At 63.1% G+C, this 23,954-nt stretch carries 24 protein-coding genes and 1 pseudogene; 16 read left to right on the plus strand and 9 right to left on the minus strand.

The features are described from left to right. Nucleotides 1-1,401 (minus strand): chromate efflux transporter, encoded by a 1,401-nt coding sequence (gene chrA, locus BSY16_RS11650; protein WP_069059818.1) that lies wholly within the window; start codon nt 1,399-1,401, stop codon nt 1-3. A gap of 130 nt (nt 1,402-1,531) precedes the next feature. On the opposite strand from chrA, the gene BSY16_RS11655 reads away from it, so the two are divergent. Genes BSY16_RS11655 through BSY16_RS11665 form a run of 3 tightly spaced genes read left to right on the plus strand, consistent with a single transcriptional unit; the run spans nt 1,532 to nt 2,779 of the window. Continuing rightward, a complete protein-coding gene (locus BSY16_RS11655) occupies nt 1,532-1,873 on the plus strand; it encodes an ArsR/SmtB family transcription factor (RefSeq protein WP_069059819.1) in 342 nt (113 codons plus the stop codon). An 11-nt stretch (nt 1,874-1,884) separates the two neighbouring features. Further along, nucleotides 1,885-2,424, plus strand: coding sequence for an SRPBCC family protein (locus tag BSY16_RS11660; protein ID WP_069059820.1), 540 nt, complete (start codon nt 1,885-1,887; stop codon nt 2,422-2,424). Further along, the gene (locus BSY16_RS11665; RefSeq protein ID WP_069059821.1) at nt 2,354-2,779 is read left to right on the plus strand and encodes a GFA family protein; all 426 of its coding nucleotides are present in this window, start codon (nt 2,354-2,356) and stop codon (nt 2,777-2,779) included. The genes BSY16_RS11660 and BSY16_RS11665 overlap by 71 nt, the downstream gene beginning before the upstream one ends. On the opposite strand, the gene BSY16_RS11670 is transcribed toward BSY16_RS11665, so the two are convergent. Then, nucleotides 2,776-3,246 (minus strand): SRPBCC domain-containing protein, encoded by a 471-nt coding sequence (locus BSY16_RS11670; RefSeq protein ID WP_069059822.1) that lies wholly within the window; start codon nt 3,244-3,246, stop codon nt 2,776-2,778. The two genes, BSY16_RS11665 and BSY16_RS11670, sit on opposite strands and share 4 nt — an antisense overlap. A 107-nt stretch (nt 3,247-3,353) precedes the next feature. Between BSY16_RS11670 and BSY16_RS11675 the strand changes: the two genes are divergently transcribed. The 3 genes from BSY16_RS11675 to BSY16_RS11685 all read left to right on the plus strand — a co-directional run bounded on the left by BSY16_RS11675 (nt 3,354) and on the right by BSY16_RS11685 (nt 7,787). Then, nucleotides 3,354-4,361: a GlxA family transcriptional regulator gene (locus BSY16_RS11675; protein ID WP_286157125.1), complete on the plus strand. Its 1,008-nt coding sequence runs from the start codon at nt 3,354-3,356 to the stop codon at nt 4,359-4,361. Nucleotides 4,362-4,450: 89 nt separating this feature from the next. Beyond that, on the plus strand, nt 4,451-5,053 hold the full coding sequence (locus BSY16_RS11680; protein ID WP_069059824.1) for a glutathione S-transferase C-terminal domain-containing protein: 603 nt from the start codon (nt 4,451-4,453) through the stop codon (nt 5,051-5,053). A gap of 172 nt (nt 5,054-5,225) precedes the next feature. Next, nucleotides 5,226-7,787 (plus strand): GcvT family protein, encoded by a 2,562-nt coding sequence (locus BSY16_RS11685; RefSeq protein WP_069059825.1) that lies wholly within the window; start codon nt 5,226-5,228, stop codon nt 7,785-7,787. Nucleotides 7,788-7,844: 57 nt separating this feature from the next. Here BSY16_RS11685 and BSY16_RS11690 read toward each other — a convergent pair whose 3' ends face one another. The 4 genes from BSY16_RS11690 to BSY16_RS11705 all read right to left on the minus strand — a co-directional run bounded on the left by BSY16_RS11690 (nt 7,845) and on the right by BSY16_RS11705 (nt 11,676). Continuing rightward, nucleotides 7,845-9,044, minus strand: a complete 1,200-nt coding sequence (locus BSY16_RS11690; RefSeq protein ID WP_069059826.1) for an amidohydrolase family protein — start codon at nt 9,042-9,044, stop codon at nt 7,845-7,847. 91 nt (nt 9,045-9,135) lie between these two features. Continuing rightward, entirely contained in the window at nt 9,136-9,852 is a 717-nt protein-coding gene (locus tag BSY16_RS11695; RefSeq protein ID WP_493101147.1) for a L,D-transpeptidase family protein, read from the minus strand. Between the two features lie 3 nt (nt 9,853-9,855). After that, nucleotides 9,856-10,899, minus strand: coding sequence for a L,D-transpeptidase family protein (locus BSY16_RS11700; protein WP_150129948.1), 1,044 nt, complete (start codon nt 10,897-10,899; stop codon nt 9,856-9,858). 267 nt (nt 10,900-11,166) lie between these two features. Further along, nucleotides 11,167-11,676: a hypothetical protein gene (locus tag BSY16_RS11705; protein WP_069059827.1), complete on the minus strand. Its 510-nt coding sequence runs from the start codon at nt 11,674-11,676 to the stop codon at nt 11,167-11,169. 106 nt (nt 11,677-11,782) lie between these two features. Between BSY16_RS11705 and BSY16_RS11710 the strand changes: the two genes are divergently transcribed. After that, nucleotides 11,783-12,199, plus strand: coding sequence for a MerR family transcriptional regulator (locus BSY16_RS11710; RefSeq protein WP_069059828.1), 417 nt, complete (start codon nt 11,783-11,785; stop codon nt 12,197-12,199). On the opposite strand, the gene BSY16_RS11715 is transcribed toward BSY16_RS11710, so the two are convergent. Then, nucleotides 12,196-12,765, minus strand: coding sequence for an SCO family protein (locus BSY16_RS11715; protein ID WP_069059829.1), 570 nt, complete (start codon nt 12,763-12,765; stop codon nt 12,196-12,198). The two genes, BSY16_RS11710 and BSY16_RS11715, sit on opposite strands and share 4 nt — an antisense overlap. Next, nucleotides 12,762-15,023, minus strand: a complete 2,262-nt coding sequence (locus tag BSY16_RS11720; protein WP_069061505.1) for a heavy metal translocating P-type ATPase — start codon at nt 15,021-15,023, stop codon at nt 12,762-12,764. The genes BSY16_RS11715 and BSY16_RS11720 overlap by 4 nt, the downstream gene beginning before the upstream one ends. Nucleotides 15,024-15,086: 63 nt before the next feature. Here BSY16_RS11720 and BSY16_RS11725 point away from each other — a divergent pair, with 63 nt between their 5' ends. The 9 genes and pseudogenes from BSY16_RS11725 (at nt 15,087) to BSY16_RS32735 (ending at nt 23,061) form a co-directional block, all read left to right on the plus strand. Continuing rightward, nucleotides 15,087-15,419 (plus strand): hypothetical protein, encoded by a 333-nt coding sequence (locus BSY16_RS11725; protein ID WP_069059830.1) that lies wholly within the window; start codon nt 15,087-15,089, stop codon nt 15,417-15,419. A gap of 117 nt (nt 15,420-15,536) precedes the next feature. Then, nucleotides 15,537-16,637, plus strand: coding sequence for a carboxynorspermidine decarboxylase (locus BSY16_RS11730; protein ID WP_069059831.1), 1,101 nt, complete (start codon nt 15,537-15,539; stop codon nt 16,635-16,637). Nucleotides 16,638-16,669: 32 nt separating this feature from the next. After that, complete coding sequence (locus tag BSY16_RS11735; RefSeq protein ID WP_069059832.1) at nt 16,670-17,908, plus strand: saccharopine dehydrogenase family protein; 1,239 nt, start codon at nt 16,670-16,672, stop codon at nt 17,906-17,908. Between the two features lie 259 nt (nt 17,909-18,167). Further along, a complete protein-coding gene (locus tag BSY16_RS11740) occupies nt 18,168-18,686 on the plus strand; it encodes a flavin reductase family protein (RefSeq protein WP_069059833.1) in 519 nt (172 codons plus the stop codon). A gap of 22 nt (nt 18,687-18,708) precedes the next feature. Beyond that, entirely contained in the window at nt 18,709-20,196 is a 1,488-nt protein-coding gene (locus BSY16_RS11745; RefSeq protein ID WP_069059834.1) for a 4-hydroxyphenylacetate 3-hydroxylase family protein, read from the plus strand. Between the two features lie 66 nt (nt 20,197-20,262). Then, nucleotides 20,263-20,643, plus strand: coding sequence for a cupin domain-containing protein (locus BSY16_RS11750; protein ID WP_069059835.1), 381 nt, complete (start codon nt 20,263-20,265; stop codon nt 20,641-20,643). A gap of 25 nt (nt 20,644-20,668) precedes the next feature. Then, a complete protein-coding gene (locus BSY16_RS11755; RefSeq protein ID WP_069059836.1) occupies nt 20,669-22,018 on the plus strand; it encodes an amidase in 1,350 nt (449 codons plus the stop codon). A 113-nt stretch (nt 22,019-22,131) separates the two neighbouring features. Next, nucleotides 22,132-22,293 (plus strand): annotated as a pseudogene (locus BSY16_RS33085) (MerR family transcriptional regulator); the annotation flags it as partial. Nucleotides 22,294-22,497: 204 nt separating this feature from the next. Then, on the plus strand, nt 22,498-23,061 hold the full coding sequence (locus tag BSY16_RS32735; protein WP_286157127.1) for a hypothetical protein: 564 nt from the start codon (nt 22,498-22,500) through the stop codon (nt 23,059-23,061). Between the two features lie 22 nt (nt 23,062-23,083). Here the strand turns inward: BSY16_RS32735 and BSY16_RS11765 are convergent, their stop codons facing one another. Then, nucleotides 23,084-23,785 carry a GntR family transcriptional regulator gene (locus BSY16_RS11765; RefSeq protein WP_069059838.1) on the minus strand — a complete coding sequence of 234 codons (702 nt, stop codon included), beginning with the start codon at nt 23,783-23,785 and terminating at the stop codon, nt 23,084-23,086. Nucleotides 23,786-23,954: the final 169 nt, after the last annotated feature.

Raw genomic sequence — 23,954 nt, forward strand, 5'->3', positions numbered from 1 at the left:
TCAGCCGACCAGCAGCGTCCAGGCCATTCCGGCGAGGGCGCACAGGCCGAGCGTCAGCAATACCGAGGCCTTGAGACGGAAGAGCGCGAAGGCGGCCGCCGCGGCAAGCAGGGCCGCGGGCAGGATGATCGTTGCCACGACCGGCAGCTCGACATGCAGCGGCCCGGCGGCAAACACCGTCACATCGGCAAAGAGCGTGTGCACGGCGAACCAGACCGCAAGGTTGAGGATGACGCCGACGACGGCCGCGGTTATGGCCGACATGGCCCCGGAGAGCGCCACATTGCCGCGCAGTTTTTCGATGAAGGGCGCGCCGAGGAAGATCCAGAGGAAACACGGCACGAAGGTGACCCAGGTGGTGAGAATCGCGGCCAGCGTCGCGGCCGTCATGGGATCGAGACTGCCCGGATTTCGATAGGCGCCGAGGAAGCCGACGAATTGCAGCACCATGATGAGCGGTCCCGGCGTGGTCTCGGCCATGCCGAGCCCATCGAGCATTTCACCGGGGCTAAGCCAGCCATAGTGCTGAACCGCTTCCTGCGCGACATAGGCGAGCGCCGCATAGGCACCGCCGAAGGTGACGACCGCCATCTTGCTGAAGAAGGTGCCGATCTCTGCGAAGACATTGTTTCCGCCAGCGAAAAACCAGATCAGCAGGACCGGCCCGAGCCAGAGACAGAGAAGTGCAGCCGAAATCTTCAGGGACCAGGCGAGGTTGGGGCGGGCATGGGCAGGCGTCGCCTCGCCAAGCAGCGAATCACGATCCTGAAGCACGGCCCCCCTGGCGGCGGCATGACCGCCCAGGGTGCGGAAAAGCCGCGACCCGAATTTCGAGCCTAGATAGCCCACAATGGCAGCAACGAGGACGATGAGCGGGAACGGCACCTTGAAGGCGAAGATGGCGATGAAAGCTCCTGTGGCGATGGCGATCATCGCCGGATTGGCCAGCGCGCGGCTGCCGATGCGGAACACCGCCTGCACGACCACCGCCAGCACCGCCGCCTTGAGGCCGAAGAACAGGCCCTCGACCACGCTCGCATCGCCAAAGATGACGTAGATATAGCTCAGCGCCAGGATTGCCAGAAAGCCCGGCAGGATGAACAGCAGGCCGGCGGCGAGACCACCGGCCGTACGGTGCATCAGCCAGCCGATATAGACTGCGAGCTGCTGGGCCTCCGGCCCGGGCAGCAGCATGCAGTAGTTCAGCGCGTGCAGGAAACGGCTCTCCCCGATCCAGCGTTTTTCATCGACGACGATGCGGTGCATGACCGCGATCTGCCCTGCCGGGCCGCCGAAGCTGAGGGCCGCGACGCGCGCCCACACACGCAACGCCTCACCGAAGGGCACGCCGTGGCCGGGCTGTTCCGGCAGATCGGCGGACGTGGCCGCGCTGTCGCTCATCAAGAAATCTCCCTTGCCGCCACGATCGATCGCAGCGGCCCCCTCCCCTGTCAAGTCGCGGCCGGTCTTGACGGATCGGGTTGGCGGCAGTATTAAACTCATGAGTTAATTAACCTGATGGATAAATGATGTGAGCGACCCGTTGAGCCTGACCTTCGCCGCTCTTGCGGACCCGACACGCCGGGCAATCCTCGCACGACTTTCCGAAGGGGATGCGACAGTCAACGAGATTGCCGCCCCTTTCGCCATGAGCCTCCCCGCCGTCTCGAAGCACCTGAAGGTGCTGGAGACCGCCGGCCTCATCACGCGCAGCCGCACCGCCCAGTGGCGCCCGTGCCATCTGGAGGCCGCACCACTGAAGGACGCGAACGGCTGGATCTCCAACTACCGACACTTCTGGGAGGCGAGCTTCGACCGGCTCGACGATTATCTCAAGGAATTGCAGGCCGGCGACCCGGACAAGAAGAGCTGAGGAGGAAGACCATGCAGCAGACCACCAAACCCGCAGAACAGATCGGCCTTGTCATCGAGCGCCTGATCGACGCGCCCGCCTCGCTCGTCTTCAGGGTCTGGACCTCGCCGGAGCACATGGCCCGCTGGCTGGGGCCGAAGGATTTCACGTCCCATTCCATTCGCATGGACTTTCGCCCCGGCGGCGCCTGGTCGGCCATCATCCGGTCGCCGGAGGGCGAGGAATACCCGATGGGCGGCACCTATCGCGAGATCGTCGAGAACGACCGCATCGTCTTCACTTTCCGTTGGACCGAGGAGGACGGGCCGGACACGCTGGTGACCGTCACCGTTGACGATCTGGGGACCAGGACGCGGCTGACCTTTGCGCAGACGCCCTTTGACACCACCGAATCCCGCGACAGCCATGCCGAGGGCTGGGGCGAATGCCTCGACCGGCTCGTCGCCTACATCCTGCAAAATCAGGCCTCAGGAGGAACCAATGAAGAAGACCTATCACGGCAGCTGCCATTGCGGCGCCATCCGCTACGAATGCGCGCTCGACTTCGATGAGGGCCTCCGGCGCTGCAACTGCTCCTTCTGCCGGCGCACGCGCATGCTGAAAACCTTCTCCAAGCGCGAGGATTTCAAGCTGATTTCCGGCGAAGACCACCTTGTCAGCTACCGCGCCGACAAATCCGGCTGGCCGGAGGGCGATGTCGACCACTACTTCTGCAAGCGTTGCGGCATCCGCCCCTTTTCGCGCGGCTATCACAAGGACTTCATGGGGCATTTCTACTGCATCAATGCCGGCACGCTCGACGACGTCTCCGAGGAAGAGTTCAGCGCCGCGCCGGTCATCTACGAGAATGGGCTGGCGGACGATTTCTTCAATCCGCCGCCCGAAGGCCTACGGGCACACCTTTAGCGCCCGGCAGGGTGCGCGCCTTGCTGGAGGTACGAATCCATCGCCTCCAGCATGGCCCGCCAGCCTGCGCAGTGGTCGTCCGCCTTGTCACGGCCGTCGAAATAAAGGCCCTGCTCGATGAGGCGCATGCGTGTGCCGCCCTCTGCGGGCGCGAAGGTCACGACGACCGTGCCGGCGAACGTCAGTGCGCCCTCCTCGCGCAGGGTGCTGGCATAGGCAATGCGGTTATCCGGCGTGATCTCCAGATAGTGATTTTCATTGAGGTAGACCGGGCCGTCCTTCGGGCCGAAGCGGCAGATGTCGCTTTCGCCGACGGTGAAACGAAAGCGCTCGAAATGCATTTGCCAGTCCGGACCGGGATCACCCCAGGCCTGCTGCGCCCCTTCTTCCGACCAAGCCGCAAAGATGCTCGCGACCGGTGCGGCAAAGGTTTTCGTGATGTCGACGGTTCCCTGTTCGATGCCCATGACGTTCTCTCTTCTGCGATTGATGATGAGGAAAGCATGACGCGGCCTGCCTTTGCCGTGTAGAGACGTTCTCGACACATTCGGGGCAAATGCGCCAAACTCCGACCATGCCATCACGACCCAGACCAACCGGCCCCCTGACCGTTGCCATCCTTTCGCTTCCCGAGAGCGGCACCATGGCGCCCTATGGCCTGCACGAGGTTCTGGGCGAAGCCGGCCGTGGCCCAAACGCGCTACGCAGCCTTCGTCCGACGCTCGTTGCAGCCGAGACAGGCGCGTATGAGACGGGCAGTCGCCTGCGCGTGACGCCGCAACAGGGGCTAGTGGACGGCACCGCCGACATCGTGATCATCTGCGACATCCATCTCGACCCCGGCATGTCGCCGGAAGGCCGCTGGACGCAGGAGATCGGCTGGGTCCGCCGACATATCGAGGTCGATGCACTCGTCTGTTCGGCATGCAGCGGCGCGGTACTGCTGGCCGAAGCCGGCCTTCTCGACGGCACGGAGGCGGCATCACACTGGATCATGGCAGACGTTTTTCGTGATCGTTATCCGGCGGTGAAATTCCGGCCGGAGCGCATTCTCTGCGACAGTGGACGGGCCGGACGCTTGATCACGACCGGTGGCGCCTCATCCTGGCAGGACCTCGCGCTCTATCTCATCGGCCGCTTCTGCGGTGCGGAGGAAGCGGCGCGCATCGCCCGGCTTTTTCTCATCGGTGATCGCGGCGATGGCCAACTTCCCTTCGCCGCCATGGTCCGGCCGCGCCAGCACGGCAATGCGGCGATCGCAGACGTACAGACCTGGCTTGCCGACAACTACGCGACCACAAATCCGGTGACGGCGATGGTCGCACGCTCGGGCATGGCGGAGCGTACCTTCAAGCGGCAGTTCAAGGCTGCAACGGGGTATGCGCCGGTGGATTATGTACAGGCGATGCGCATCGAGGAGGCCAAGCAGATGCTCGAGACCGAGCCGACCGCCATCGAGGAGATCGCCGTTGCCGTCGGCTACGAGGACCCGACCTTCTTCCGCAAACTCTTCCGCCGCCGCGTCGGCGTGACGCCCGCGCAATATCGCCAGCGCAATCGCCTTCGCACCCTGGGCGATTAGTGGCGCATTTGCCCCGAAGGCAGCGCGTTTGCCTCTGACCATCCCGGCCGATCGCCGTCACACTCGCCTCATCAAAAAGGAGACGAGAGATGGATTTCTATTACGCCCCCACCGCCTGCAGCCAGGCCGCCCATATCCTGCTGCACGAAACCGGCCTCCCCTTCCGCCCGCACAAGGTCGATATTTTCCAGCACAAACTGGAGGACGGCAGCAGCTACGAGACGATCAATCCGAACGGTTACGTGCCGGCGCTCGTGTTCGACGACGGTATGTTGCTGACCGAAAACGTCGCACTGCTCGACTGGATCGCCATGCAGGGCGACGACCTTGTCCCAGGCGGACCGCTCGGCCGTACGCGCCACCTGCAAACGCTCGCCTTCATCTCCACCGAACTGCAAAAGCCCTTCGTGCGGCTGTTCTTCAGCGAAAGCGAAGAGGAAAAGGCATGGCTGTCCGAGACGCTTGCCCGCCGGTTCGCATGGATCGCTTCGCGTGTCGAAGGCGACCATTTGTTCGGTGCGCATTTCACCGCATCCGACGCCTTTCTTTATGTCATGCTGCGATGGGCTGCCATGTGCGGCATCGAGGTACCGGCTGTGCTGCGCGGGCTCGCAAGGCGGATCGAGGCGCGGCCGGCGGTGCGGGCGGTGCTGGAAAAGGAGGCGGTCGAGCCGCTTGGCGTCGCGGCATAACCGTCTAGAAAAAGCGTTGCGCCGGAAGGGCGATCCGCTAGGGTCGGGCCGCCGGCGCAGGGCGACGGTTCCGGCGACTGTCGGAACTGGTCGCTGCCCCGTCGCAGACAGGCTGCACTGGCACCGAACGAGGCCCTAAAATCGGCCGCAATATTTCATCGGGGTCCAGCACATGGCAGAGTTTCCGCAAAAGGCGAAGGTCGTCATCATCGGTTTGGGTGGCATCGTGGGCGCGTCCATCGCCCACCATCTCATCGAGCGCGGATGGGACGATATCGTAGGCATCGACAAGTCGGGCATCCCGACCGACATCGGTTCGACGGCGCATGCCTCGGACTTCTGCTACACGACGAGCCACGACTTCCTGTCGGTCTGGACCACCCAGTACTCGATCGATTTCTACGAGAAGATGGGCCACTACGCCCGCATCGGCGGCCTGGAAGTCGCCCGCACCGGCGACGACACCTGGATGGAAGAGATCAAGCGCAAGCTTTCTTCCGCCAAGGCGTTCGGAACGCGCGCGCATTATGTCTCGCCGGCCGAAATCAAGGGGATGTTCCCGCTGATCGAACAGGATCAGGTCATGGGCGGCATGTTCGATCCGGATGCCGGCCTCGTCGTGCCGCGCTCGCAGACGGTTGCGGGCAAGCTGGTCGATGCCGCTGAAAAGTCCGGCAAGCTGCAGGTCTACGGCAACACGCCGGCTCAGTCGCTGATCGTCGAGGGCGGCCGCATCAAGGGCGTCGTCACGCATCGCGGCACGATCATGGCGGACCATGTCATCGTCTGCGCCGGCATCTGGGGCCGCCTGATCGCCGAAATGGTCGGTGAGGATCTGCCGGTCATGCCGGTCGACCATCCGTTGACCTTCTTCGGCCCGTACAACGAATTCGAAGGCACCGGCAAGGAAATCGGCTACCCGCTTTTGCGCGACCAGGGCAACTCTGCCTATATGCGCGACACCGGCGACCCGAAGACCACCGAGGGCGGCCAGATCGAGTGGGGTTACTACGAGACCACCAATCCGCGCCTCTGCCACCCGCGCAACATTCTCGAAAAGCACGAGGCGCGCCTGTCGCCCTCGCAGCGCGACCTCGACATGGAGCAGATCCTCGAGCCGCTCGAAAAGGCCATGGAGCTGACGCCGATCCTCGGCGAGCTCGGCTACAACGAAGGCCATTCCTTCAACGGCCTGCTGCAGGTTTCCGCCGCCGGCGGCCCGTCCTGCGGCGAGAGCCAGAAGGTGCGCGGCCTGTGGTATTGCGTCGCCATCTGGGTCAAGGACGGCCCCGGCTACGGCAAGCTGATCGCCGACTGGATGACGGACGGCCGCACCGAGATCGACCACAACTCGATCGACTATTCGCGCTTCTACCCGCACCAGCTGACGGAAGAATTCATCGAGGGCCGCAGCTACGAGGCCGCCCAGAAGATCTACTTCCCGGCCGTGCACAACCGCGAACCCTATGCCTCGGGCCGCGGCGCCAAGCGCTCGCCCTTCCATGAGCGCGAAAAGGAACTTGGCGGCTACTTCATGGAGCTCGGCGGCTGGGAGCGTGCGCACGGCTACGCCGCCAACGAGCACCTTTTGGAGAAGTACGGCAATCGCGTTCCGGTGCGCGAGAACGAATGGGACAGCCGTCACTTCTGGCGCGTCTCAAACGCCGAGCATCTGGCGATGAGCGAGGACTGCGGCATCGTCAACCTCTCGCATTTCCACATGGTTGACATCGAAGGCCCTGACCATGTCGAGCTGCTGGAATGGTTGTGCGCCGCGAAGATCGGCGGCGACGGCAATATTGGCAAGGGCGTCTACACCCACTTCCTCGACGACGAGGGCATGGTGCGCGCCGACTTCACGGTCTTCCGCATGGCCGACCGCTGCCGCCTGGTGAACGGCGCCGACGCCGGCCCGCGTGACTTCCACTACATGAAGCGCGTCGCCGAGGACCGTGGCCTTGATGTCACCATCACCGACACCTCGGAAAAGTACATCACCATCGGCATCTGGGGCCCGAACGCCCGCAAAAACCTGAAGAAGGTGGTGGCGGACCCGGCCGGTCTCGACCAGGAGAATTTCGCCTTCGCCGCGATCAAGCAGATCGAGATCGCCGGCAAGAGCGTGACAGCGTTCCGCATCTCCTATGTCGGCGAGCAGGGCTGGGAACTGCACATGAAGTACGAGGATGGCCTCGCCGTCTGGGATGCCCTGCGTTCGACTGGCGTCATGGCCTTCGGCGTCGAGACCTATGCCAACTCGCGCCGCATGGAAAAGAGCCTGCGCCTGCAGAATGCCGACCTGCTGACCCAGTACAACCTCATCGAGGCCGACCTTGCCCGTCCGAAGGTCAAGGAAGCCGATTTCCGCGGCAAGGCCAAACATCTGGAGTACAAGGCGCGCGACCACCAGCCCGCCATGCTCTGCACGCTGGTCATGACCGAAAACACAGACAAGGCTGGCGTAAAGCGCTACCCGCTCGGCAACCTGCCGGTCATGGATCCGGAAACCGGTGAGGTCCTCATCGACGACCTCGGCCGCCGCTCCTACACGACATCCATCGCCTTCGGCCCGACGATCGGCAAGAACATCGCGCTGGCCTATCTGCCGCACGCCTATTGCCAGGAAGGCCGCAAGCTCAACATCGAGTACTTTGCCGAGACCTACCCGGTCGAGGTGGTCGGCATCGGCTACAAACCGCTGTACGACCCGGAGAACTCGAAGCCGCGGACGTAAGCGGTTTCTGAAACGTCAAAAGAAGGGCGTGCCGGTGGCACGCCCTTCTTGCTTTGATTAGCGAACAACCGTGCCGTTTTCGGCAACGAGCCTCCCGGCCTTAAACACCCGACGCCCCTTCGGCACCGCCACCACGGCCTCCGGCACATGCTCCGCCGCAAGCGTCACGAAATCCGCCTTTGCGCCAATTGCGATGCCGTAGCCTTCGAGGCCTAGCGCCCTGGCACTCGCCGCTGTCACCACGTCGAAAGCGGCCGAAAGCTCCTCATCCGTGTAGAAACCGGAGCGGTAACCGATCATCATCGCGCGGCCCAGCATGTCGCCATCGCCATAAGGCCACCAGGAATCGCGGATGTTGTCGCTGCCGGCGAAAACGGTAACGCCCTCGGCGCGCAGCAGGGCAACCGGCGGAAAAGCGTGGTCGCCGGGGGCGTTGGTCATGATCGAGACGCCGGCAGTGGCGATCTTTGCGCCAATGCGGCGGGCGGAATCCGCGTCGAGATCGCCAAGGCCGTAGGCGTGGCTGATCGCCACCCTGCCCTGCATGCCGAGCGCCACCGTGCGGGCGCAGATTTCTTCCACGGTGAAGGCACCGAGCGAGCCGAAATCGTGCAGATGGATATCGACGCCGACGCCGCGCTTGTCCGCGACGCCGAAGACCACGTCGAGGTGGCCTTGCAGGTCACGGTCGAAACTTGCCGGATCGAGACCGCCGACGAGATCGGCGCCAAGGCCAATCGCCTCATCCAGAAGCTCCGGTGTACCGGGGCTTTTCAGGATGCCGTTCTGCGGGAAGGCGACAAGCTGGATGTCGATGATATCCCGGTATTCCTCGCGGATTTTCAGGATTGTCTCGAGCGACTTCAGCCCCGCCGAGCGATCCACCATGACGTGGCTGCGCATGTGGAGGGAGCCGTTGGCGACACAGAGTTCGAGCTGCTTGCGGGCGCGCTCCTCAATGGGAGCGGCAATGGCCATGTTCTCGGCCTGGAAGGCCACGCGCTCGTGCACGTCAAAACCGTTGGTGCACGGTTTGTGCGGAATCCATTTGTCGCCGTAGAAGCTGGTATCAAGGTGGATATGCCCCTCGACGAAGCCGGGGACCAGCAGGGCACCGGCGATGTCGACGTGCCCGGCAGCGCCGGACGTTGTGCCGGCCGCTTCGATCGACACGATACGACCGGCGGCAACGCCGATGTCCTTCAGCGATCCGTCTGCCAGTTTGGCATTGGTGAAAAGCGTCTCGATCCCGGCCATGATGTCGCGCCTCCATTTGCGCACAGCTTGACCCGCCGCGCAAAGGGCGGGTCATTTATTGTACGCAATAACGCGCGAAAATCGTATGCAGTCAATAGGCGGCGGCGACCGCAGCGTTGCCCAGCACCACGATGGGCGTGCCGTTCTGCACGCGGTTGAACAGATCGACCACATCCTGGTTGATCATGCGCACGCAGCCGGAGGAAACGGACTTGCCGATCGTCCACCATTCCGGCGAACCATGGATGCGGTAGAGCGTGTCTTCGTTGTTCTGGAAGATGTACATCGCGCGGGCGCCGAGCGGGTTCTTCAGGCCCGGCTCCATGCCGCCATTGGCGATGCTGTAGGGTTCCAGCTCCGGCTGGCGGGCGACCATCTCGTCGGGTGGCGTCCAGCGCGGCCATTGCCGCTTGTACTGGATGACGCCACGGCCGGCCCATTCGAAGCCGGCGCGTCCGAGGCCGACGCCGTAGCGCATCGCCTGGCCATCCTCATAGGTCAGGTAGAGGAAATGGTTTGCCGTATCGACGACGATCACGCCGGGCCGCTCGCCGGTCGGGTTCGGTACCATCTGGCGATAGAAGCGCCGGTCGATCTTCTGATAGGGAATGGCCGGCAGCGGAAACTGCTCGTCCGGCTTCGGCCCGTACATGGTAGCATAGATGCTGGTATCGACCGGCTCCGGCGCGACGACGACCCTTTCGCGAACCGGCGTGGTGCAGCCAGCCAGAACAGTGGTTGCCAATCCTGCACTGCCGAGCAGGAAGGATCGGCGGCTTACGCTTTCACCCGTCAATACAGACCTCACATGTCAATCTTCATAGGGATCGGCCAGCGCGGCTTCAGGCCGGCTGACAGGATATTTGGTGCGCGAGATCCGGGCGGCAAGGCCCTTGGCCCCCTGCTGCTTCAGCAGCGTGCGGAAGCTCGGATGCATGCCACCGTCCATATAGGCGAAGCTCGAGACCGTCGTGGTGGTTGCGATGGCGGCATCCAGCTTCTTCTGCTCAGCGCCGATCTTCGCCATCAGGTCGCCTTCGGAGCCGCCAACGACCGCCGGGCACTGCGCCAGCGGATCGTCGGGTTCGCCGTCGACGAATTCCTTGTTGAAGACGTAGCGGCTGCCGCAGACGGAAACCTTCGGCTGGCGCTTCGTGAAGGCGAAGGCATCGTAGCCTTCCTTCAGCGTACGCCAGAACGGCATGTTCGGGTCACCCTTGTGCTTGGCCATGTTCTCCGTCGTCATGCGGAACGGATAGGCCTGCACCTGGAAACGCGCCTGACCGCCATCCAGCGCCTTCTGCACGATGGCGTAGATCTCGCCGACACCCTGGTCGGTCATGGCGTAGCAGCCGGAGGATGAACAGGCGCCGTGCACCATCAGCGCCTCACCCGTATAGCCGAGTGCGGATTCCAGACGGTTCGGGTAGCCGAGATTGAAGGAGACATAATATTGCGAGTTCGGGTTCAGCATGCCTGCGGAGACGTGGTAAAACCCTTCCGGCGCCTGGCGGTCGCCGTTCTTCGTCTTCGGCCCGAGCTTTCCGGACCAGCGGCACATCGGATAGGTCTTGAACAGTGCATACTGGCCGCTGGCATTGACCTTCCAGACTTCCAGTTCGCTTTCCTGCTTGAAGATGCGCACCAGCACGGGGCTGGTCGGGCTCATCTTCTTCTTCGACATCTCCGCCTTCACCTTGCTGGAAAGCTGCGGCGCCTCGGCGAGCGAGGCCACATCCATGGCCATGCAGCCGGCGAGCAGGCCACCGGCAACGGTCGCGGCGGCAAGCCGCGCGAGGAGCGAGAGGCGTGGACGGGCATTCTGAAGAAAGGGGCGGTGGCGCAACGCAAACATGGGTCGATTTCGGTTGTTAGGGATCCGTGGCGCGCCGTTTGGCAAACGACGCATTTCAGGCTTAGAGTCCAAGCGATTGCTTAGAACTTCGTTAATCTTATGGCTGCCAACGGCCTCATACCGTCTCCAGTGCCCGAATCCGGGGCTCCAGCCAATGCAAGCGAGCATAAAACCTCAAGCCGCTTGAGCATCAAGCCCCTCATTGCCGGTTTCGGACGCCGAGTGATCACGAAGGCACACGCGGCGAACAACAAATTGTTAGCGGCGCTATTCGAAGTCCCCGATGCCATGATGATGCGCCGTACGCACGCCGCCCGGCGGATGCAACGTCACTGGAACCGTCAGGATGGTTCCGTCGTCGAACGCCACGGACATCATACGCTCACCGGCAACGCCCAGCGTCTCATCCATTTCCAGAAAGAGCGATCCCGCCGCCATGAACAGTTCCGCCCGGCGCGGGATGACGAGGAAGGCATCCGCGACCGTGATGGTTTCGTAAACGCCAGAATCCCGGCGTTTCACGACCGGCGTGCTGAACCCATCGGCGGAAATGGCCATGATGCGTTTGTCGGCAGTGTCGGCATTGTAGATGGTCAGGTAAGCCCGCGCCGGGGTACCCTGCGCGCCCGCGACGATATCGACATGCTCGACGGAAAGCCCGGATAACATTGCCTCATGCGGCACGATCCCACCGGTGGCGCTCATCGGCGCGGCAGCCGCCGGAGTGGCGACGATGAGCCCGAGCAGCGACAGAAGAAAGCACGCTTGATTTGCCACGATTGTCCTCACATTTGTGTGCAAGCACTGTAGAGCCATTGCGCAGGACGGCTCTTCAGGATTTCGTGAAAGCCGAAAATGTCTCGACCAGGACGAGGAGCAAAAGATGCTGACGATCGGAGATCTTTCCAAAACCACGGGCGTCAAGGTTCCGACCATCCGCTACTACGAGCAGATGGGTCTGCTCTCCCATGCCGAGCGCTCCGAGGGCAACCAGCGGCGCTACTCGAACGAGGAGCGCGAACGCCTCGCCTTCATCCGGCACGCCCGCGACCTCGGTCTCACCATCGATGCCATTCGTGAACTGATCGTCCTTAGCCAGCACCCGGAACGCCCCTGCCACGATGCCGACCGCATCGCCGCCGAACAGCTTTCGACCGTCCGGCGCAAGATCGAGCGCCTGCAGAAGCTGGAGGCGGAACTGGTGCGCATCACCAGCCATTGCCACACCGACCAGGTCCGCGACTGCTACGTCATCCGGGCGCTCGCCAACCACGACCTTTGCCACGACGAGCACGACTAGGACGCTGCAAGCAATTTCAGCTTCTGAAGCTGCGTTTCGCGCGGCTCGTGCATGTCCAGCATGCCCTGGAGCCGGCCATCCGCACGGATGAGAAAGAGGCCGGCGGTGTGGTCCATCGTGTAACTGTCCGAGGCCGTCGGCACCTTTTTGTAGGTAGCCGAAAAGGCATCCGCCGCCGCTTTCGTCTCGGCCGCATCGCCGCGGAGCGCGATGATGCGCGGGTCGAAGGAGGTCATGTAGAGTTTCAAAAGCTCCGCAGTGTCGCGCTCGGGATCGACCGAAATGAAGAGCGGCGTGATGCGATCCGCCGCCGGGCCGATGTCCTTCAGCAATGCACTCAGCTCGAACAGTGCCGTCGGGCAGACATCCGGGCAATGGGTGAAGCCGAAGAAGACGAGATAGGGTTTTCCGGCGAGATCGGCCGAGCCGAAGGCTTTGCCGTCGACCGTCCGCAAGGCGAAGGTGCGCTGCTTTGGCTTTTCCGTTGCGGGAACCTGTGCCGCGACCGTCGCTCCGACGATCGCGGCCAACACGCCTGCAAGACCAATGAATGTCCTGCGCTTCATTTGATCGGCCGCAGCAGGCGCAGCGCATTCAGCGTCACGAGCACGGTGGCGCCGGTATCGGCGAGGATCGCCGGCCAGAGGCCAGTGATGCCGACGATGGTCGTCACCAGGAACACACCCTTGAGGCCGAGCGAGAGGACGATGTTCTGCACGATGTTGCGCATGGTGCGCTTGGAAAGATCCGTCATCAGCGCCACGTCGCCGACGCGGCCGTGCAGAATGGCGGCATCCGCCGTTTCGAGTGCCACATCCGTGCCGCCACCCATGGCGATGCCGACATTGGCGGCAGCCAGAGCAGGTGCGTCATTGATGCCGTCGCCGATCTTGCCGACGACATAACCTTCGCGCTGCAGTTCGCCGACGATGCGCTGCTTGTCTTCCGGCATCAGTTCGGCGCGCACCTCGATGCCGAGTTCGGCGCCGACGGCTTTTGCCGTGCGGGCATTATCGCCCGTCAGCATGATCGTCTTGATGCCGGCATCCTTCAGTGCCTTGAGCCCGGCCGCCGCGTCGGCGCGCGGCTCGTCGCGCATGGCGATGGCACCGACGAGCACGCCCTCGACGACCAGCATGGAGACGGTCTTGCCATCATCATTGAGCTTTGCAGTGGCGGCTTTGACCTCGTCGGACAGCGTGACCTGTTCGGCAACCGCCTTCGGCGAGCCGAGGAAGACCTGCCTGCCCTCCACGGTGGCCGTGACGCCCTTGCCGCCGAGCGCCCGCGAACCGCTTGCCACCGGCGGCACGATGCCGTCATCCGCGGCCTTGCCGAGGATGGCGAGCGCCAGCGGGTGGCTGGAGCCCGCTTCGAGGGCGGCGGCGAGGCGCAGAACTTCGTCGGCCGGTTGTGCGAAGGCGACGATGTCGGTAACCTTCGGCTTACCTTCGGTCAGCGTGCCGGTCTTGTCGAAGGCGATGGCGGTGAGCTTGCCGAGGCCTTCCAGCACCGCGCCGCCCTTCATCAGCAGGCCGCGACGGGCACCGGCGGAGAGAGATGCGGCAATGGCGGCGGGCGTCGAAATGACCAGCGCGCAGGGGCAGCCGATCAGCAGCACGGCGAGGCCCTTGTAGACCCATTCGCTCCAGATGCCACCGAGGAACAGCGGCGGGATGATTGCGACGAGCGCCGCAACGACGACCACACCGGGCGTATAGTATTTGGAGAAGCGGTCGATGAAGCGCTCGGTCGGCGCCTTCGATTCCTGGGCTTCCTCGACCAGCTTGATAACGCGGGCGATAGTGTTGTCCGCAGCCGCCGCGGTGACGCGCACGCGCAGCGCCGCATCGCCATTCACCGTGCCTGCGAAGACGGTGTCGCCGACGTCCTTGTTGACCGGCGTGCTTTCGCCGGTGACGGGGGCCTCGTCGATGGCGCTTTCACCGTCGATGATCACGCCATCGGCGGAAATGCGGTCGCCGGGGCGTACCAGAATGACGGCGCCGACCGCGAGTGATTCGGCCGGCACTTCCTTGGTGCGGCCGTTCTCTTCGAGAAGTGCGGTCTTCGGCACGAGGGCGGAGAGCGAGCGGATGCTGTCACGCGCTTTGCCGGCTGCAACCCCTTCCAGCAACTCGCCGACGAGGAAGAGGAAGACGACGGCAGCGGCCTCTTCGGTGGCGTTGATGACCACCGCGCCGACGGCGGCGATCGTCATCAGCATTTCGATGGAGAACGGCGTGCCGGCGAGGGCCGCCATGATGGCACGGCGCGCAATCGGCAGGAGGCCGACGAACATCGCGATGACGAAAGCATAGGTCTCGATGGCCGGGAAGAGATGGCCGACGCCGTAGGCGATGACCAGCGACGCACCGGCGAGAATCGTCAGCCGACCCTTCTTGCCCTTCCACCATGGACCTTCGGACGGGCCGTGATCGTGGCCGTGCGGGCCCTCGATGGCCGCAGCCTTCGGCTTATGGTCATGGCCCGTATGGTCGTGATCATGGTCATCATGATCATGGGAATGGTCGTGCCCGTGGTTATGATCGTGGCTGCAACCGGGACCGTGTTCGTGCTTCGCTGCCGGCTTTTCCGCAATCGCTGCCGCCGGCGTCACCGCGTAGCCGAGGCCGGAGACTTTTCTACGGATCGCCTCCAGGTCGCTCGTCACGTCGTGCTGTACGCGCATGGTGCCGGCGGTCACGGAAACGGATACGTCCGAAACCCCCGGCATGCGGCGCACGGCCGTGTCGATCTTGCTGGCGCAGGAGGCGCAATCCATGCCGCCAACCCGGAAACGCGTCTCTTTCACATCGGACATCATACAATCCTCTTCAGTCTGTCGAGGCTGTTCTACGACCTCTAGCGACTAGAGGTGCAAGAGGTGAACACGAAAAAAATCCGGGCAAAGAGGCGCATTGATATTTCCCGCATCGCCATGCTAGAGAGCGCCGACTTTATTTGCAGGTTTCATCTGCTGGTTGGGGAGGACGCCATGTCTTGGCACGCCCTCTTCCAATCGGGGATGGGCTCTCTTGATGCCCCCCGAACGGAAGAACGCTTTTTGATGGGTGCCCTTGCGGCACAATCGGGCTTTGACACCGTTTCGCCGGTGCGGGCGCCGCGCCTGCGCGTCCTTTCTCCACTCAAGCGCCGCGACAGAGGCAACAGCGCAAAAGCGCTGTCACATCGCCGTGCCCGGACAACGATACCGTAACATCGGTCTCCCCTTTTTGCTGTTTGAAGCAGGAGGTTTGCACCTCCGCTTTGCGCGTTGCTATCGCGCTGCCGGCCCGGCCGGCGCCAATCCACCCGCCAAGAAGACAGGTCCCGCATGTCCCTCACGACCCCCTATTATCTGATCGACAAGTCGAAGCTCATCGCCAACATGGAAAAGATCGCGCGCCTGCGCGAGCTTTCCGGCGCAAAGGCGCTGCTCGCGCTGAAATGCTTCGCCACCTGGTCGGTCTTCGATCTGATGCGCGACTATATGGACGGTACGACCTCCTCGTCGCTGAACGAAGTGCGCCTCGGGCACGAGCGTTTCGGCAAGGAAACGCACGCCTATTCCGTCGCCTATGCCGATTACGAGATCGACGAGGTCATCAGCCACGCCGACAAGATCATCTTCAACTCGGTGAGCCAGCTCGATCGTTTCGGCGACAAGGCATCCGGCATCGTGCGGGGCCTTCGCCTCAATCCCGGCATTTCCTCCTCTACCTTCGATCTCGCCGACCCGGCCCGTCCGTTCTCGCGGCTCGGCGAATGGGATGTGAAACAGGTCGAGCCGGTGATGGACCGCATCTCCGGCTTCATGATCCACAACAATTGCGAGAACGGCGATTTCGACCTGTTCGACCGCATGCTCGGCACGATCGAGGAGAAGTTCGCGCCGCTCCTGAAGAAGGCCGAATGGGTAAGCCTCGGCGGCGGCATTCACTTCACCGGCGAGACCTATCCGCTGGAGAAATTTGCCGAGCGGCTGAAGCGGTTCTCCGGCGACTACGGCGTGCAGGTCTATCTGGAGCCGGGCGAAGCCTCGATCACCAAGTCCACCACGCTGGAAGTGACGGTGCTCGACACGCTCAACAACGGCAAGAACCTCGCCATCGTCGACAGTTCGATCGAGGCCCACATGCTGGACCTGTTGATCTACCGGGAGAACGCCAAGCTTTCGCCGAACACCGGGCCGCACCGCACCATGGTCTGCGGCAAGTCGTGCCTCGCCGGCGATATTTTCGGCGAATTCAATTTCGAGGCCCCGCTGAAGGTCGGCGACCGCATCTCCATCCAGGATGCGGCCGGCTACACCATGGTCAAGAAGAACTGGTTCAACGGCGTGAAAATGCCGGCGATCGCCATCCGCGAACTGGACGGCAGCATCACAACGGTCCGCGAATTCACCTACGCGGACTACGAAGAAAGCCTCTCCTGAGGCGATACGGGTAGAAGGAGATATCCCCCGATATGAAAAAGAACGTCCTCATCATCGGCGCCGGCGGCGTCGCACAGGTGGTCGCACACAAGTGCGCCCAGAACAACGACGTGCTCGGCGATATCCATATCGCGTCGCGCACCAAGGCGAAGTGCGAAAAGATCATCGCGTCGGTCCATGAGAAGAAGGCTATGAAACAGCCGGGCGTGCTCGAAGGCCATGCGCTCGACGCGCTCGACATCGAGGCGACCAAGGCGCTCATCACCTCCACGAAGTCCGAGATCGTCATTAATGTCGGCACCGCCTTCCTCAACATGTCGGTGCTGCGCGCCTGCATGGATACGGGCGTCGCCTATATCGACACCGCGATCCATGAAGAGCCCGGCAAGATCTGCGAGACACCGCCGTGGTACGGGAACTACGAGTGGAAGCGTGCCGCCGAATGCGAAGAGAAGGGCATCACCGCCATTCTCGGCGCCGGTTTCGATCCGGGCGTGGTCAACGCCTATGCCAAGCTCGCCAAGGACGAGTATCTCGACACGGTGACCGACGTCGACATCGTCGACATCAATGCCGGCAGCCATGGCAAGTACTTCGCCACGAACTTCGACCCGGAAATCAATTTCCGCGAATTCACCGGCGTCGTCTACTCTTGGCAGGATGGCCACTGGCAGACGAACAAGATGTTCGAAATCGGCAAGGACTACGACCTGCCGGTCGTCGGCACGCGCCGCGCCTATCTCTGCGGCCATGACGAAGTGCATTCGCTGGCGAAGAACATGGACGGCGCGAATGTGCGCTTCTGGATGGGTTTTGGCGACCACTACATCAACGTCTTCACCGTGCTGAAGAACCTCGGCCTGCTCTCCGAACAGCCGGTCAAGACGGCCGAAGGGCTTGAGGTCGTGCCGCTCAAGGTCGTCAAGGCCGTGCTGCCGGATCCGTCGTCGCTTGCGCCGAACTACGAAGGCAAGACCTGCATCGGCGACTACGTGAAGGGCATGAAGGACGGCAAGGAAAAGACCGTCTTCATCTACAACGTGGCCGACCATAAGGAAGCTTACGAGGAAGTCGGCAGCCAGGGCATTTCCTACACCGCCGGCGTGCCGCCGGTCGCAGCAGCTATGCTGGTCGCCACCGGCGAGTGGGACGTGAAGAAGATGGCCAACATCGAAGAGTTGGCGCCCAAACCCTTCATCAACCTGCTCAACGGCATGGGCCTGCCCACCCGCATCCAGGACGAAGACGGCGACCGCGCCGTCAGCTTCTAAGCCTGAAAACACCGGCCGCGCCTCGTGCGCGGCCGGTGTCTTTTCGCCGGCAGCCTTTGGCTCGCGGCCACGCCCTTCCGGCCCCTCCCCGAAAAACACATCGAAACTAGCCACATCCGGTTCACGGCTTCGCTTTGAACCGTTGCACCGTCCTGCATCCACGCAATTGCCATGACAGTGAAATATCACAGTCTTGACACGGCCAAAAATAGCTTTATAACTTAGCTATATTACAAACAATCGCTAGGGAGGACAGGCGATGGACGAGCGGCAGTTCCGCAATGCGCTTGCCGAATACGCGACGGGCGTGACCATCGTCACGGCACTGTCGAAATCGGGCGAGAAGATCGGCATGACGATGACCTCGTTCAACACGGTCTCGCTCGATCCGCCGCTGGTGCTGTTTTCCGTCGGCGTCAAGGCGTTGAGCCTCGATGCGCTACGCGAGGCGGATGCCTATGTGGTCAACATCCTCGCCCGCACGCAGGAGAACCTCTCCAACCAGTTCGCCCGCGCTTCGAGCGACAAGTGGGCCGGCGTGCACCACACCGAGGGTCACAAGGGCGCGCCGCGGCTCACCAATGCCATCGCCCAGTTCGAATGCGAGCCCTATGCCTGCCATGAAGGCGGCGACCACCTGATCTTCCTCGGTCGCGTCGTCAATTTCCGCACATCCGATACGGCGGCCGAGCCGCTGCTGTTCTTCCGCGGCCGCTACCACAGCGTCGCCGGCCCGCGCATCGACGTCGATGCCTGGCCCCTGCCCCTGCATTACTGAAACCCTCTGGAGGATGCATATTATGAGCAAGTCCGAACCAAAATCCGGCAAGGAGCACCTTGCCAGCCTGCGCGATGGCCGCGAGATTTTCATCAATGGCGCCCGCGTCAACGACGTGACGACGCATGACGCCTTTTCCAATGTCGCGCGCTCGGTCGAAAAGATGTTCGACTTCGCGAAGGCCGCTGAAAATGCCGAGCTGATGACCTATGCGACGCCGGAAGGCGGGCGTGCCAACCGCATCTGGGAACTGCCCGGCAGCTACCAGGAACTGGTCAAGCGCCGCGCCGGGCTTGAAGCCTGGACCGGCCTGCATGGCGGCTTCCTCGGCCGCGCGCCGGACCATGTCGCCTCCTGCATCGCCGGCATGTATATGGGCCGCGACGTCTTCGAGGACTACAATCCGAAATTCGCGCGCAACCTCGCCGACTATTACAAATATGCCCGCGACAACGACCTTTACCTGACCTACGTCATCATCAACCCGCAGGCTGACCGCTCGAAGAATGCCGCCGAGCAGGCCGATCCGTTCCTGACGGCCGGCGTGGTGGATCGCGACGCGGAAGGCATCACCGTGCGCGGCGCCAAGATGCTGGCGACCGGCGGTGTCGTCGCCAACGAGGTTTTCGTCACCTGCATCCAGCCGCTGAAGGCGGGTGAAGAGAATTACGCACTGTCCTTCGCCATTCCGATGAATGCCAAGGGTCTGAAGATCCTGTCGCGCAAGTCCTATGAGGCGGCTTCGCCCTCGGTCTTCGACAATCCGCTGGCGAGCCGCTTCGACGAGAACGACGCCGTGCTTTATTTCGACGACGTGAAGGTTCCGTGGGACCGCGTCTTCATCGATGGCGACGTGGCGATGTGTGCCAAGCAGTTCCATGCGACACCGGCGCATGTCTACCAGAACTACCAGGCGATGATCCGCCTGTCGGTCAAGCTGCGTTTCCTCGTCGGCATCGCCAAGCGCACCACCGACGTCAACGGTATCTCGCAGTTCCCGCAGGTGCGTGAAATGCTCGGCCAGCTCGCCGCCGAGGCCGGCATGGTGGACGCGCTGGTCGCCGCGATGGAGGCCAAGGGCAAGCAGGTCGGTGCCTATTTCGTGCCGGATGCAGCAACGCTCTACAGCGCGCAGGTACTGACCCAGCAGCTCTATCCGAAGATCCTGAATACGCTGCGCGAACTTGCCGGTGGCGGCATGATCATGCTGCCCTCCTCGGTCGACGACTTCGGCAATCCGGAACTGGCGCGCCTCATCGACAAGACGCAGCAGTCGCCGGCCGCCTCCTCGCGGGACCGCGTCAAATTCTACAAGCTTGCCTGGGATGCCGTCGGCTCCGAGTTCGGCTCGCGCCATCACCAGTACGAAATGTTCTATGCCGGCGCGACCTTCGTGACGAAGAACCACGCCTTCCGCACCTACGACTGGTCCGCCGCCGACGGCCTGCTGCAGAACATGCTCGATTCCTATTCGCTCGAGGACAGCCTGAAGGCCGCCGAAGCTGCGTGATCCCGTTCTTCGCGGGCGTGCCTTCCGGCGCGCCCGCTCTCCCACTTTCAACCACAGGAGGACCCGATGCCGGTCAACAAGAAACACGACGAATTCTACACGCTCGACATGACGACGGGCTGGGAAGTGCCCGCCGGCTATCCGCAGGGCATCAAGCAGAAAATCATTTCCGGCGCGCTCGATGAAGAAAACCGCGGCGGGACGCGTACGCGCCTCCTGAAGTTCGATCCGGGCGTCTTCACCACCAAGCCGTTCGAGCATGAATATTGGGAAGAGGTCTATCTCGTCTCCGGCGACCTGACGGTCGGCAACGACGAAAACGGCGATGGCGGCGAGACATTCCCGCCGAACACCTATGCCTGTCGCCCGCCGCATGCGCCGCATGGTCCCTTCAAGTCGGAGAAGGGCTGCATACTGCTCGAAATTCACTATTTTGATCCGGTCTGATTCGGGCATAGGCAGGAGATAAGCAATGCGCGCAACACTGAACGAACTTGCGGCCGATCTGGCGACGGGCAAGATCACGTCGTCGCAACTGGTCGAAGGATCGCTCGCGCGCATTGCCGACGAGACAGGCGAAGGCGCACGCGCCTTCGTCAAGGTCCATGCGGACAAGGCCCGGACCGCGGCGAAGGCCGCCGACGACCTGCGCAAGGCAGGCCTTACCCCCTCGCGCTTCGCCGGCATTCCGATTGCGGTGAAGGACCTGTTCGACCTAGCTGGCGATCCCACCCCCGCCGGCTCGAAAGTGCTGGCGAACGCGGCGCCCGCCGAAACCGATGCGCCCGCCATCGCGCGCCTCAAGGCCGCAGGCTTCATCGTCGTCGGCCGCAACAACATGACCGAATTTGCCTTTTCCGGCGTGGGCATCAACCCGCATTACGGCACACCGGCCAACGCCTATGACCGCGCCACCGGCCGCATTCCCGGCGGCTCCTCCTCGGGTGCTGCCGTTTCGGTGGCAGATGGCATGGCGGCTGCTGCGATCGGCTCGGACACAGGCGGCTCCTGCCGCATCCCGGCAGCGCTCTGCGGTATCGTCGGCTACAAGCCGACGGCCAGCACCGTTCCGCTCAAAGGCGCTCTGCCGCTCTCCTTCACGCTCGATTCCATCGGTCCGCTGGCCAACAGCGTCGATTGCTGCGCCAGCCTGCATGAAATCTTGAGCGGCACGTCGCTGGATGGCGAAGCCGCGCGCTCCGTCGCCGGCCTGCGCATCGCCGTGCCGCAATCCGTCGTCTTCGATGGTATCGAGCCGCATGTCGCCAAAACCTTCGAAGCCGCGCTACAGCGCCTCGCCGATGCCGGCGCCATCGTGACGGAAATTCCGCTCAGGGAATTCGAAATGGTCGGCCGCATCAACGGCAAGGGCGGCTTCCCGGCCCCCGAAGCGCTGTCCTGGCACCGCGACCTGCTGGAAGAGCACGGCGAGCAATACGACCCGCGCGTGCGCGCCCGCATCCTGCGCGCCAAGGAGCAGACCGCGGCCGACTATATCGACATGCTGCACCTGCGCCGCACCTATATCGAGGAAACGAACCGGGCGATCTCCGCCTACGATGTCCTCGCCATGCCGACCGTGCCGATGGTCGCCCCGGCCATCGCCGCGCTGGAAGCCGATAACGACCTCTTCGTAAAGACCAACCTGACGCTGCTGCGCAACCCGGCGCTGATCAACATGCTGGACGGCTGCTCGATCTCACTGCCCGCGCACGCCGAGGGCGAGGCCCCGGTCGGCCTAATGCTGGCGGCGGCCGGCGGGCGCGACGCAGCGCTGTTTGCCAATGCGCGGGCGGTGGAGGCGGCGCTGCGGGGACGATAGCGCCGTCCACAAAGCTCATGCCATGAAGGAAAGCCGCGGTTTGGATCGTTTCAGCCTGATTTGTCGAAACAGGTATTGACCCTCCACCTGATGGAGGCGGTAATGACCTCGCCATGGAAACGAAGTTCTACACGATTGGCGAAGTATCCAGCATTTCCGGGCAGTCGGTAAGGCGCATCCGCTTCTATTCCGACAAGGGCCTTTTGCCCCCAAGCCTGCGGACCGAAAGCAACTACCGCATCTACACCGACACGGACCTTGCGAAGCTTGAGCTCATCCGGGCGCTTCGCGAGGCCGGCGTCGGGCTGGAACTGATCGGCAATCTGTTCCGCCAAAAGCTTTCCCTTGGTGAATTGCTGCAAACGCGGCTCGATATCCTCGAGGCGGAGATTGCCTCCAAGCGCCGGGCGGCGGGCGTTCTGCGTGCTGTTCTTCGTTTTCCAAACCCGTCCGACGAGGACCTCAGAAGGATTTGGACCATGAGCAAACACAGCCATCGGCAAATGCAGACCCTTGTGGAGAATTTCATAGGCGTCATTGCAGAAGGTACCAAACTTGACGGTGAACAGCGGCGCAGCCTCGTCGAGGCCAGCGTGCCCACATTGCCCGATGATCCGACCGCCGAGCAGATCGAAGCCTGGGACGAGCTTTCCGCCCTGCTGGTCGACAGAGATTTCGCGCGCGAAATGCGCGTTGAAATGCAGGCGTTCTGGACAGGTGCGCTCGACCCCGCGGCCTATCAAGCCGCTTCGATCGAGGCCTATGAAGCGGCCAAAAACGGTGTCTCGACCGGCATTCGGCCGCGGAGTGCCGAAGCGCAGGCAATTGCGGAAACTTGGCTTGCAAAATCCGCTCTGGCGATGGGACGGGAGGCGGATCGTTCGTTCATCGACTGGCATGTCGCCCAGTATGACAAGAACGCCGGCCGAACCGCCCGCTATCGCGAGCTGCATGCCATTTTGCAGGGCAAACCGTTGGCCGAGGCCGACCTCAAGGCCTGGACCTGGCTCAATGATGCCTTGAAGGCGCTACCGGAGCGATAAGCGAACCGTTTTTGAAGCCGCCTCAAAACTGCCGAACGATGTTTTCCCTGAAAGCCTCGATATGCTCGCGGATCGCCTTCTCCGCCTGGTCGGGATTGCGCTTGCGGATGCCTTCCACCACCGCCGCATGCTGTTCGCAGACGCGCACATGGTGCTCGTTGGAGCGTAGCGAGATGAACCACAGCCGTGTCGAGCGGTCGTGCAGGTTGCCCATGATGTCGGGCAGCATGGAATTGCGCGAGCTTGTCGCAAGAAGGGCGTGGAAGGCGCGGTCGAGGTTCATCATGGCCTCGATCGCGCGGTCCTTGGCGGCCTGCCAGGTGGCGTCGAGGTTTTCCGAAAGGCGGGCGAGATCGACGGGCTCGGCCAGTTCCGCCACCTTTCGCACGCAGAAGGCCTCGTTGACGAGGCGCACGTCGATGATGTCGAAGATTTCGTTCAGGCTGATGGGCTTCACCATGATGCCCTTGCGCGGCAGCACGTCGATCAGCCCGTCCGCCGCAAGCCGGTCGATGGCCTGGTGGACGGGGGTGCGGCCGATGTTGAGCTCGCTGCTCAGCATGCCTTCGCTCAGCACCTCGCCGGGCTTGAGGTCGCAGGTGATGATGCGGCGCTTGATGGCCTCATAGGCCGTATCGCGCAGGGAAACGACGGGGTCGCCGCGCCTGCGCGGGGCGAGCGGTGCATCATCGGTCTCCGCAATCGCATCGGTCGTCGTTGTCATGTCCGCCTTCCTTCACTCGCCGCCCGTGAGGGTCGGCAGGCCGATTAGTATCGACTTGCCGGTCCGAGACAAGCGGGGCGCCTGTAGCAATTCCGGTGAAATACGGCTCGCCGGAATTGCTACAGGATTTTGTTTCTACCGCATTGTCCGACGCTGAAGCGATGCCGCT

It is taken from the genome of Sinorhizobium sp. RAC02, assembly GCF_001713395.1.
Taxonomy (GTDB): Bacteria; Pseudomonadota; Alphaproteobacteria; order Rhizobiales; family Rhizobiaceae; genus Shinella.

Coding starts and splice junctions, on each gene's coding strand:
- BSY16_RS32735 (WP_286157127.1), top strand. CDS start 22,498: ATGAGCAAACACAGCCATCGGCAAATGCAGACCCTTGTGGAGAATTTC.
- BSY16_RS11715 (WP_069059829.1), bottom strand. CDS start 12,765: ATGAAGCGCAGGACATTCATTGGTCTTGCAGGCGTGTTGGCCGCGATC.
- BSY16_RS11720 (WP_069061505.1), bottom strand. CDS start 15,023: ATGTCCGATGTGAAAGAGACGCGTTTCCGGGTTGGCGGCATGGATTGC.
- BSY16_RS11750 (WP_069059835.1), top strand. CDS start 20,263: ATGCCGGTCAACAAGAAACACGACGAATTCTACACGCTCGACATGACG.
- BSY16_RS11755 (WP_069059836.1), top strand. CDS start 20,669: ATGCGCGCAACACTGAACGAACTTGCGGCCGATCTGGCGACGGGCAAG.
- BSY16_RS11665 (WP_069059821.1), top strand. CDS start 2,354: ATGAAGAAGACCTATCACGGCAGCTGCCATTGCGGCGCCATCCGCTAC.
- BSY16_RS11670 (WP_069059822.1), bottom strand. CDS start 3,246: ATGGGCATCGAACAGGGAACCGTCGACATCACGAAAACCTTTGCCGCA.
- BSY16_RS11690 (WP_069059826.1), bottom strand. CDS start 9,044: ATGGCCGGGATCGAGACGCTTTTCACCAATGCCAAACTGGCAGACGGA.
- BSY16_RS11685 (WP_069059825.1), top strand. CDS start 5,226: ATGGCAGAGTTTCCGCAAAAGGCGAAGGTCGTCATCATCGGTTTGGGT.
- BSY16_RS11740 (WP_069059833.1), top strand. CDS start 18,168: ATGGACGAGCGGCAGTTCCGCAATGCGCTTGCCGAATACGCGACGGGC.
- BSY16_RS11730 (WP_069059831.1), top strand. CDS start 15,537: ATGTCCCTCACGACCCCCTATTATCTGATCGACAAGTCGAAGCTCATC.
- BSY16_RS11675 (WP_286157125.1), top strand. CDS start 3,354: ATGCCATCACGACCCAGACCAACCGGCCCCCTGACCGTTGCCATCCTT.
- BSY16_RS11735 (WP_069059832.1), top strand. CDS start 16,670: ATGAAAAAGAACGTCCTCATCATCGGCGCCGGCGGCGTCGCACAGGTG.
- BSY16_RS11680 (WP_069059824.1), top strand. CDS start 4,451: ATGGATTTCTATTACGCCCCCACCGCCTGCAGCCAGGCCGCCCATATC.
- BSY16_RS11765 (WP_069059838.1), bottom strand. CDS start 23,785: ATGACAACGACGACCGATGCGATTGCGGAGACCGATGATGCACCGCTC.
- BSY16_RS11710 (WP_069059828.1), top strand. CDS start 11,783: ATGCTGACGATCGGAGATCTTTCCAAAACCACGGGCGTCAAGGTTCCG.
- BSY16_RS11660 (WP_069059820.1), top strand. CDS start 1,885: ATGCAGCAGACCACCAAACCCGCAGAACAGATCGGCCTTGTCATCGAG.
- BSY16_RS11745 (WP_069059834.1), top strand. CDS start 18,709: ATGAGCAAGTCCGAACCAAAATCCGGCAAGGAGCACCTTGCCAGCCTG.
- BSY16_RS11700 (WP_150129948.1), bottom strand. CDS start 10,899: ATGTTTGCGTTGCGCCACCGCCCCTTTCTTCAGAATGCCCGTCCACGC.
- chrA (WP_069059818.1), bottom strand. CDS start 1,401: ATGAGCGACAGCGCGGCCACGTCCGCCGATCTGCCGGAACAGCCCGGC.